The sequence below is a fragment of the Actinomyces sp. HMSC08A09 genome, assembly GCF_001807465.1.
GTDB classification, from domain to species: Bacteria; Actinomycetota; Actinomycetes; order Actinomycetales; family Actinomycetaceae; genus Actinomyces; species Actinomyces oris.
Window position 1 is genome coordinate 24861 of record NZ_KV789137.1, and the last position, 527, is coordinate 25387.

Genomic DNA, 527 nt, shown 5'->3' on the forward strand with positions numbered 1-527 from the left:
GCAGGTTTCCCTCCACCATCATGAAGTTCGTCATCGCGGTGCTGATCGTGGGGCTCTCGGCGCTCATGCTGGGCTACGGGTTCCAGATCTGGCCGGGCGGCGCAAAGCTGTCCCCCTGGTGGTTCCTGGCGCTGGTCTACGTCATCCAGACCGTCGCCGAGCTCTTCCTGTCCCCGGTCGGCCTGGCCACGACGACGGCACTGGCCCCCAAGAGCTTCGCCTCCCAGGCGATGGGGCTGTGGTGGCTCAGCGTCGCCACCGGGCAGGGCGTGGCCGGCTTCGTCATCGCCCAGACCGAGAACGCCTCCGACGCCACCTACTACTACGGCCTGGGCGCGGCCACGCTGCTCATGGCCCTGGTGCTGTTCGCCGTCGCCCCGTGGACGCAGCGGCAGATGGCCGACGTCGAGGTCGCCGCGCAGGACTAGGAGCGCCTGGACGAGCCGCACCTGGAGCGCCGCGAGTTCGTAGGTTGGCCCTCGGAGTCGTAGGTTCAAGGCACTGTGCTGTCTCCTCACTTCTGAGAC

Annotated in this window: 1 pseudogene; it reads left to right on the plus strand. The window is 68.1% G+C overall.

Going from position 1 to position 527, the window contains the following annotated elements:
* Positions 1–428 (plus strand): annotated as a pseudogene (locus tag HMPREF3165_RS13905) (MFS transporter); the annotation flags it as partial.
* Between the last annotated feature and the right edge of the window lie 99 nt (positions 429–527).